This is a genomic window from Streptomyces boetiae (assembly GCF_031845405.1).
GTDB lineage: Bacteria > Actinomycetota > Actinomycetes > Streptomycetales > Streptomycetaceae > Streptomyces > Streptomyces boetiae.
In genome coordinates, this window is sequence record NZ_JAVREN010000085.1 from 1 (window position 1) to 8,650 (window position 8,650).

At 71.5% G+C, this 8,650-nt stretch carries 5 protein-coding genes and 1 pseudogene; 2 read left to right on the forward strand and 4 right to left on the reverse strand.

The genetic code is table 11. From position 1 onward, the window contains the following. Positions 1-102: 102 nt before the first annotated feature. Together RM780_RS27200 and RM780_RS27205 are read right to left on the reverse strand one after the other, a co-directional pair. Positions 103-314 (reverse strand): annotated as a pseudogene (locus RM780_RS27200) (IS5/IS1182 family transposase); the annotation flags it as partial. Positions 315-347: 33 nt separating this feature from the next. Next, positions 348-1,112 (reverse strand): transposase family protein, encoded by a 765-nt coding sequence (locus RM780_RS27205; protein ID WP_311633572.1) that lies wholly within the window; start codon positions 1,110-1,112, stop codon positions 348-350. 251 nt (positions 1,113-1,363) lie between these two features. Here RM780_RS27205 and RM780_RS27210 point away from each other — a divergent pair, with 251 nt between their 5' ends. Then, on the forward strand, positions 1,364-2,629 hold the full coding sequence (locus RM780_RS27210) for an NB-ARC domain-containing protein (protein ID WP_311633573.1): 1,266 nt from the start codon (positions 1,364-1,366) through the stop codon (positions 2,627-2,629). 307 nt (positions 2,630-2,936) lie between these two features. Continuing rightward, positions 2,937-4,958 (forward strand): NACHT domain-containing protein, encoded by a 2,022-nt coding sequence (locus RM780_RS27215; RefSeq protein ID WP_311633574.1) that lies wholly within the window; start codon positions 2,937-2,939, stop codon positions 4,956-4,958. A gap of 33 nt (positions 4,959-4,991) precedes the next feature. Here RM780_RS27215 and RM780_RS27220 read toward each other — a convergent pair whose 3' ends face one another. After that, positions 4,992-5,453, reverse strand: a complete 462-nt coding sequence (locus RM780_RS27220; protein WP_311633575.1) for a hypothetical protein — start codon at positions 5,451-5,453, stop codon at positions 4,992-4,994. 1 nt (position 5,454) lies between these two features. Beyond that, positions 5,455-7,992 carry a DEAD/DEAH box helicase gene (locus RM780_RS27225; RefSeq protein WP_311633576.1) on the reverse strand — a complete coding sequence of 846 codons (2,538 nt, stop codon included), beginning with the start codon at positions 7,990-7,992 and terminating at the stop codon, positions 5,455-5,457. Positions 7,993-8,650 lie beyond the last annotated feature (658 nt).

Below are 8,650 nucleotides of genomic sequence, written 5' to 3' on the forward strand. Positions count from 1 at the left end.
CCCCTTCACCTTTCGGATCCAGGTAAGTCATCGGGCCCAGGAACCTCCTTCCGAGTTCCTCCCGGCTGAGCCGGAGATACAAACAGAGCGCCTCGTGGCGCACAAGGCGCGCTCGACGACCCAGCGGCGGCGGCCCAGTCGCCGGCTCGAGTCCGTGCCCTTGCGGGCGGTCCGTGGCGTGATGCCGCGTGTCCGCAACCATCGCCGCAGGTAGGCGTAGTCGTAACCCCTGTCGCCGTGGAGCTCGCCGGGCGGCGGCGCCGTCGCCCACGCCGGGAACGGATGGGCGGTACGCCTCGCACCAGCGGTATCAGGGCCTGGGTGTCGTCAGTGAGCCTTTTCCAGCCTCAGGATTCGGTGGTCAGGTGGGGGGTGAGGACGGCTTTGACCAGGTTGGTGATGCGGGTGGTGCTGCGTCGCAGTTTCCGCAGGAAGCGCCAGGACTTCAGCGTGGCGACGGCTTGTTCGCCCAGGGCTCGGATCTTCGCGTGAGAGCGGTTGTGGGCCTGCTGTCCAGCCGACAGCCTCTCCCACCGTGCCCAGTAGGGCACGCGGACGGTTCCGCCGGTCCCGCGGTAGGCCTTGTCGGCCCAGCATGGAAGGTTTGCGCCGGCCAGCACGTCGATGAGGCCGTGCGTACGGGCCGCTTTGATGTCGTGGATGGCTCCGGGCAGTGCCGGCCAGGCCCACAAGAGGCGTCCGGAAGGATCGGCCAGGATCTGGACGTTCATGCCGTGCCTGTGGTGCTTGCCGGAGCAGTACGGGCGGTCGGCGGCGATCCGGCCGATCGGCAGCAGCGTTCCGTCCGGCACGACGAACACCTTGCAGGCCGCTGACCGGACTGCCGCGGTGATGTCCGGTGCCAGAGTGGCCAGGACCTCCACCGCCTTGGTGACGTACCGGTAGTCCGTGGTGGTGCCGATACCGCAACCGGCCGCGAGCTGGGCGTAGGCATGCCCGCACCGCAGATGCGCCAGGACCAGCAGAGCCTGGCGGCCGGCCGGAAGGCGCCACCACCGCGTCCCGCGCTCCAGCCGCCGGGCGGCCAGCAGACCGGACAGACGGCGAAGAGCCGAACTGGACAGATCGATCCCCGATGGGTGGAGGCGCACGTGAAGCTCCGGGCGGACAAGTCGATCTTGGTCGACAACCCATCCACCAGGAGCTTCACCCATACCCGCACCCAGCCCCTGCCTCCACACCACCTGCCACGAACCAGGTTGGAAAAGGCTCCCTGTCGCCGATCGCGAGCACAACCGGCCGCCGGATCATCCGCGGCCTCCGCGTGGCGGCGGCCCTTTTCGCTTCCGGACAACCAAGGGCTGCCGTAGAGTCCGGGCCACGAGACGGGGGGAGGGGTGAGGTGCGCGGGCGTGCTCTCGTTCCGGTGGCGGGCGCGGTCACCGGTGCGCTGGCGGCCTTCCTGGCCGTCCTGGTGCAGCAGGCCACCGGGCAGGGCACGTGGCCGGGCCCGCTGGACTGGATGCGGCGCGAGCCCTGGTACGCGATTCCCGTCGTGGCGGGGCTCTTCCTGCTGGTCACCTGGGCGGTGGACCAGTTGCAGCGTCCGCCCGTCCCGCGGCGTGTACCGGCACCGCCCGGGTGGGCCGTGAAGCGTGACGAGACGGACGGGGTGGTGCGTGCCCTGAGGCCGCTGAAGAGGCGCCGTCTCAAAGCCGTCGGGATCACGACGTCTCTGTGGGGAGCCGGCGGGTTCGGCAGGACACTGCTGGCGCAGCTCGTCGCCCGGGACCGCCGGGTACGCCGTCGTTTCCGCCGCGGCGGTATGGAGATGGTGACCATCGGCCGCGCAGTGCGCGGCCGGGCGGACCTGGCGGCCAAGGTGGCTGAGGTGACCGAGCGCCTCACCGGTGACACGAGACCGTTCTCCGACCCGGACGAGGCAGGTGTCCATCTGGGCTCGCTGCCGGACTCCGGGCCGCTGCGGCTGCTGATCCTGGACGACGTGTGGGACCGCGACCAGTTGGAGCCCTTCCTCCAGGGCGGGGCCCGGTGCGTGCGGCTGGTCACCACCCGGAATTCCCGGCTCCTCGACTCCTCCGCGCCCAGGGTCCGCGGGGACGGCATGTCCCCGGTTCAGGCTCGAAGCGTGCTGACCGCCGACCTGCCGGATATGCCGGAGGCCGTGGTCGAGGACCTGTTGCGGGCGACCGGCGGCTGGGCGCTGCTGCTGCGGCTGACCAATCGCCTGATCGTCGCTCAGGTCACCACCGGCAGGGACGCGACGGAGGCTGCGCGTGACATGGCGTCGCGGCTGCGCGCGCACGGCCCCGCGGTGGTCGACGGCCTGGCGCCGGGCAGCGGGTTCGAGGTCGATGACCCGAAGCTGCGTGCCCGGGCGGTCAAGGCCACCGTCGAGGCCTCCACCGGGCTGCTGCCGCGCGGCGGCGTCGAGCGCTTCCGGGAACTCGCCGCTTTCCCCGACGGCGAGGCGATCCCCGTCCGGCACGTGGCCCGCCTGTGGGAGCGGACCGCGGGATTCGACGAGACGGCCACCCGTCTCCTGTGCGACCCACTGTCCGGCCTGTCCCTCTCGCAGGACCCGGGCTCGGGAGCCAGCACATCCCGCGACCCCGAGACGCGCGATGCGGATTCGCGTCTCGCATGACGTCGGCTGGAAGCTTGTGACCGAGCGTTTCCCAGTACTGCGCGAGTTGCACGTCGGTCTTCAAAGTGGCCTTCACGCGGCGCGCGCCGCAGCCGTGCCGGGCGTACGTCAGGCCGGGACGCAGGTGGCCGAAACTCCTGGGCCGCCAAGGTCTGCAGGGCCTGTGCCTCTGCCTCGGCGGGCGCGGCGTGGGGTCGCGAAGTCTCTTTTCTGCGTGGGGTGTTGGGTTCGGTGTGGTGGGTGTGTGGGTGGGAGGTGATGGCTGGTCATGAGGGGCGGGCGGGGGAGAGCTGGGGTGTGGGCCGGGGTGGCGGTGCTGGTGCTGGGCACGGCGCTGGTGCTGGTGGTCGTGCGGTCGGGGACGGGGGATGTGGACCCGGCCGGGGCGCTTGTGGGGGCTGCGGGTCTGGCGGCCGGGGTGTGGGCGGTGGTGCTGGGGGTGCAGGCCCGGGGGTGGCAGGACTCGGATACCGCAGGTCTGGCGGACCGGCTGGCGGCCGTGGTGCTGGAGGCGGAGACGGCCGTGTGGCGGGGGCTGCTGGGCGGCTCGGACCGCACGATCGATGTCCCCTTCGTCCACCGCCCCGCCCCCGCGCACGAGGCGGCCGGCGCCGCACCGTCCGGGACGCTGCGCGAGGTCGCCGGCTACTACCGCAGCCTCCGGCCGGGCCGCCTTGTGGTCACCGGCGCGCCGGGCGCGGGGAAGACGGTGCTGGCCCTGCACCTGATGCTCCTGCTCCTGCAGGACCGCGCCCCGGGAGACCCGGTGCCCGTGCGGCTGCCGCTGCCCGGCTTCGACCCCGCCCAGCACAAGCCCGATCGCGCTCTGGCGGAGTGGGTCGCCGCCCGCCTGGCCACGGACTACGGCCTGCGCCCGGCCGCAGCCGCGGCACTGGTCGCTGCCCGCAAAGTCCTGCCGGTGCTGGATGGCCTGGATGAGATGGACACCGACCCCCGGCCGGGTTACCGGTCCCGTGCCGCCGCCGCGCTGCGGGCGATGAACGCCTACCAGCAGGGCACGGCCAAGGGCCAGCTGATCGTCACCTGCCGCACCGCCCCCTACGCCGCTCTGGAGGCGCTTCGGGTGTGGGCGCACGACGCGGCCCGCATCGACATTGTCTCGCTCGGCGCGGGCGCCGCGTGGGATTTCCTGACCGGACGCGTCACTGATACCAGCCGCTGGGAAGGCGTTCTGGACCGTCTGGCTGCCGACCCGGCCGGGCCGCTCGCGCAAGGTTTGTCGACGCCGTGGCGGCTGACGCTGGCCGCCACCGTCTACGAACAACGCGAGCCTGCGACCGGCGTCCATCCCCGCCACCCCGGCGAACTCCTCGACCCGGCTCTGGACACCCCCGACAAGGTCCGCGACCACCTGCTGGGGCTGTTCATCCCGGCCGCCACCGCCATCCACCCGGCGCCCGACGGCACCGCCCACAACCCGGAGCACGTCCGCGCCTGGCTGACCACCCTGGCCCGCTACCTCAACACCAACGCCACCACCGGCCGCACCCTCTCCGGACGCGCCCTCCCCGGCACCGACATCCTCCAGCACGAACTATGGCCTCTCACAGGCGGCCACCGCGCCCGCGTCATCGCCGCCGCGGTGACCGGCGCGATTCCGATGGCGGCCGGTGTGGCTGCGGCCGCAGCAACGGCAGAACCCTCCGCCGCGGCCAGCGCGGCCTTGATACCGGTGCTCTGGGCGTTGGTGTCCTGGCTTACGGTGTGGCCTGAGCCGGGAACACTGGACCTTCGACGTTTGCGGACACCGGCGGACCGACACGACCTCGTATTCAGACTTGCGTTCGGGCTAATGCTCGGGCTAATGCTCGGGGTCACGTTCGGGTTCATACTCGGAGTCACGCTCGGACTCGCGGTCGGCTTTCCGTCCGGGCTCGCGTCCGGGCTGGCGTACGGGCTGGGGTACGGACTCGCTTTCGGGCTCATGGCCGGGTTCACACGGCCGGGGACCGTGGGGGCGGTCAGCGCAAAGGACGTGCTGCGCAAAGCCCACGTGTTCGGGCTCGCATTCGGGCTCGCATTCGGGTTCGTGTCCGGGTTCGCGGTCGGGTTCGTGTCCGGGTTCGCGGTCGGGCTCGCCGCAGGGCTCGCCACAGGGCTTGCCGCAGGGCTTGCCGCAGGGTCAGTCAGTGTCCGCTACGTGGTGCTGTTGTGGCTGGCCCGGCGGGGGAGCGGGCGGTGGCTGCCGTGGCGGCTGGGGCGGTTCCTGGAGTGGTGCTGCCAGGCAGGGCTGATGCGGACGGCGGGGATCGCGTATCAGTTCCGCCACCGTGAGCTCCAGGACTTCCTCGCCCGCACCGCCCCCTGACCTCCGCCCGCCGTCGTCGTCGGGTTGCCGCGTCTACCGGCGGTGGATGTAGGCGGCGCCGGTGTCGCGCAGGGCGGTGTGCGCGTCGCGGGAGCGGGTCCGGCCAGCGTCGAGCGCGGTCTCGGACAGGCCGAGTTCGGTTTCGGACAGGCCGATCGCGGACCACGCCGCTTCCGCCGCGGCGGCCAGCAGGCGGGGGTGGGCGGTAGTCATGGCCAGGCGGTCCATGGCCTGGGTGACAGCGGAGCGGGCCGCGTAACGCCCGGCCCGCTCCTCGGCCGTCTCGGGCTTGCCGTCCCGAGCGGAGGCGCCCCGCAGCCAGAAACGCTCACGGCAGGCCAGGGCCGCGGCCAGCACCTCGGAGACGCGGGCGGCGACCTCCTGGCGGTGCTCACGCTGCTCGCCACGCCGGGTCACCAGGTGCTGGGTGACGCTGGCCAAAGCGGTACCCGCCAGCGTCCCCAGCACGGCTATCACCGTTCCCCAGAAAGCCACCTCAGCCCTCCCACCGGATGCCCAGCTCGTTCAGCGCCTCCGCCCGCTCCGGCGTCAGCGCGCCGCGCCTCGCCTTCTGATTGGTCAGCCAGATCCCCAGCTTGACCTCGGTCACGCCCGTCTCGTCGATGACGGTCTCGACATGCTTGCGGCTGACGCCCTCAAGGGTGCCTTCCCGCTCGAGGTACTGCCGTGCGGCGGCCAGGCCGCGCTGGAAGGCCGCTTCCCGTGCTCCGCCCGGGGCCGGCGCGGTGTTTTTCCCGGCCGGGGCGGCTCCCGCCGTCCCGGCTCCGGCCTCGGCCTCGGGTGGGGTGACGCCCAATGCCGTGAGGCGGCGGCGCTGTTCGTCGTTGAGCTCGCCCCACGCCTCCCGCTGCCGCTGGAGCCACCGTCCGACGTCCTCACCGCCAAGCACGATGCCGGGGTGGATGTGTTCGACGTCCCCGCCGCCGTCCACGCAGGTCTGCAACTTCACGAACAGGCGCTGCCAGTCCACCGACCAGCCCTTCCCCGGCTCGCGCGGGTTCCAGTCCGGGTCGATCGCGGCGAGCTGCGCCGCGCGCCGCGCCGCCTTCTTCGCGTTCTTCCCCAGGCCGCCGGGGCGCCTCAGGTTGGTCAGCCACTGCCCGACCGCCTTGCCCTCGGCCGCGGCGGTCTGAGGGGCGCACAGCGTCCCGTGCTCCGCGAAGTAGGCGCGGGCGGCCGCCAGGTTTTCCTCCCACGCCAGGTCCGGCGCGGACCACACCATCCCCAGCTCGTTGAGCCACTTGATCCGCTTGCGGCCCATGTCATCGGCCTCCAGACGGCCGGCGGCGTACTCGCTGCGCTGCTCCGAAATCCACCGGCCCAGCGGCGCGTTCGTCTCCGGCTCCCGGTAGTCCAGCGGCACCCGCAAGTCGCCGTGCTGCTTGCGGTAGCGGACGGCCGCCGCGTAGCCGCGGGCCCAGGACTCCCGCAGCGGGTTGATCACCTGCATGTTCACGAACCTGCGGATCGTTGCCGGGTCCCGCTTGGTGGAGAACCGCAGCAGCAGCCGCTGCTCCTCCTCACCGTCCTGAGGTTCGTCGCCGATCCACTCGGACGGCTCGACGGGCTCCGAAGCCTCTTGCGGAATAGCGAGCATTTCCACCATCCGCGCATCGTGCGCCCGCAAAGCCGCCAACACCGATACCAGAGGCCGCCAGTCACCCGAGGCATACATGTCGTCCGGCTTCTCGTCCTTGTCGAGAAAGACCGGGACAAGAATCGTCGCCATCTTCCCCTGCTTGGGCTTCTGCCGCAACGCACGGCCGATGGCCTGGACGATATCCACAACCGACCCCTTCGGGTCGATAATCGCGACACTGTCCACGCTTGGAACGTCAATGCCTTCACTCAAGACCTTGCAATTCGAGAGAACCGCACGGTGCACGGGAAGTCCCCGCCGGTCGATTCCTTCGCCGAATTCCCGGAGCACGCTCCGGCGGTGGTCAGGCTCGTGCTCCGCGTACAGCCAGTCCGCCCACACCCGGCCCGGCTCCACGTGCCGGCCCGGGGCGTCCGCGTGCAGCTTCTTCGCCACCCCGGGCAGCCCGGCCGCCCACGCCTGCGCCTCCATCGTGAGGTGATGGAAGCTGATGAGGGTCTTCAGATCGTGCTCGGCCATCGCCTCCAGCACGGCCGTCTGCAACGCCGCCATCCGCTTCCCCCGGACCTTCTCCGACTTCCTGTCCTCCCCCCGCAGCTCCTCCGCCTTCAGCTCCTCATCCCGCAACTCCAGCACCACAATCTGAAACTGCGCGAGCAATTCACGGCGCACCGCCTCCCCGAGCGGAAGAAAAAAGACGGTAGGCCCGAAAATTGCCTCGTCATCCATCGAAGCGGCCATCTCCTCGGGCAGCGCCTCCCGAACCCCCTCGCGCACCTCCCGCGGCGGGCGGACCTCCCAGATCCGCGGCGTCGCCGTCAGATACAGCCGTCGCAGAGCCGGGATCACCTCCTGATCGTGAATCCGCGCCCAAGACTTCGCCAGGCTCCCGCTGGTGCGGTGCGCCTCGTCGGCCACCACCAGGTCCCACGGGGCGAGCGGCTCCAGGCCGTACAGGGCCCCGCCCATCCCGCCATGAGCCTCCTCCAGGACGTCCAGAGACGAGTAGGTGGCGAACACCGTCAGACGCTGCTTCCCGGCCGTCCACAGCGCCAGCTGCGGCGCGCTGGTGGTGGCCCGGACCCCGGCGCTCCACAGCGCCCCGTCACCCTCCAGCGAGCACACCGCGAAGGCGTCGCCGGCCCGGCCCTCCCGCCGCCACTCCCGCACGGTCTGCACCAGCAACTCCAAAGTGGGCACCAGCACCAGCACCCGGCCCCACGGCGCGATCCGCTGCGCCGCGTGCGCGGCGATGACGGTCTTCCCTGTCCCGCAGGCCGACACGACCGTCGCCCGCAGCCCGGCCGCCGGGAACGGGCGCCCCGGCGCCGGCTCCAGCGCCCGCACCGCGGCGTCGACGGCCTCGATCTGGTGCTCCCGCAGCGTGCTCGGACCCGTCCTCGCATCCCGCATCAGCCAACCCCCAGCCTCGAATCCGATTTACCGGCTTACTGCTCTACGATTTCCGCCACCGCATCCCGTAATTCCGCTACGATTCACCGGGATTGCAGCGGGGCAGTTCATAGCCTTCCGTGGCTCTCCCGGTGGTGCTGACACCCCGGCAGCGACCCGAGGCCCGGAGGGAGTGCCCTACTAGACAGAACTCTACATGACCCTTGCTTGTGATGCACACGGTTCGGTGAGGTTCCCCCTCGCGGGTGACGTCCGGTAGGGTAGCGCTATGGCGCGCCCCCGAGGGGGCTCTCCCGGGGTGATGCCCGCGAGGACCGCGCCCCTCTTCTCGCCCTGCCCCCTGGCGGCCTGTCAGGTCCTGGGCCCCAGGCGAGCCGGCCCCGAGTGGCCTCCGGGGCTGCGTCCCTCCTCTCCGCCGGGGCCTGCCTGGTTTCCGGGACTTCACATGGCTCACGAACCGATGCACACCCGCCCCCTCCCCCTAGGCGCCATCTTGTTCGCCGGAGCGGAGCGGAGGCGGGGGAATTCGCGCGGAGCGCGAATTCCCATCCCTTTTTCCGAATTCCCGCGAAGCGGGTATTCGTTTTCGGGCCCAGCGCGCCGGACGCCGCCCCCGCGGAGCGGGGGCGGCCTGCCAACGCGCGCAGTGCGTTGGGAC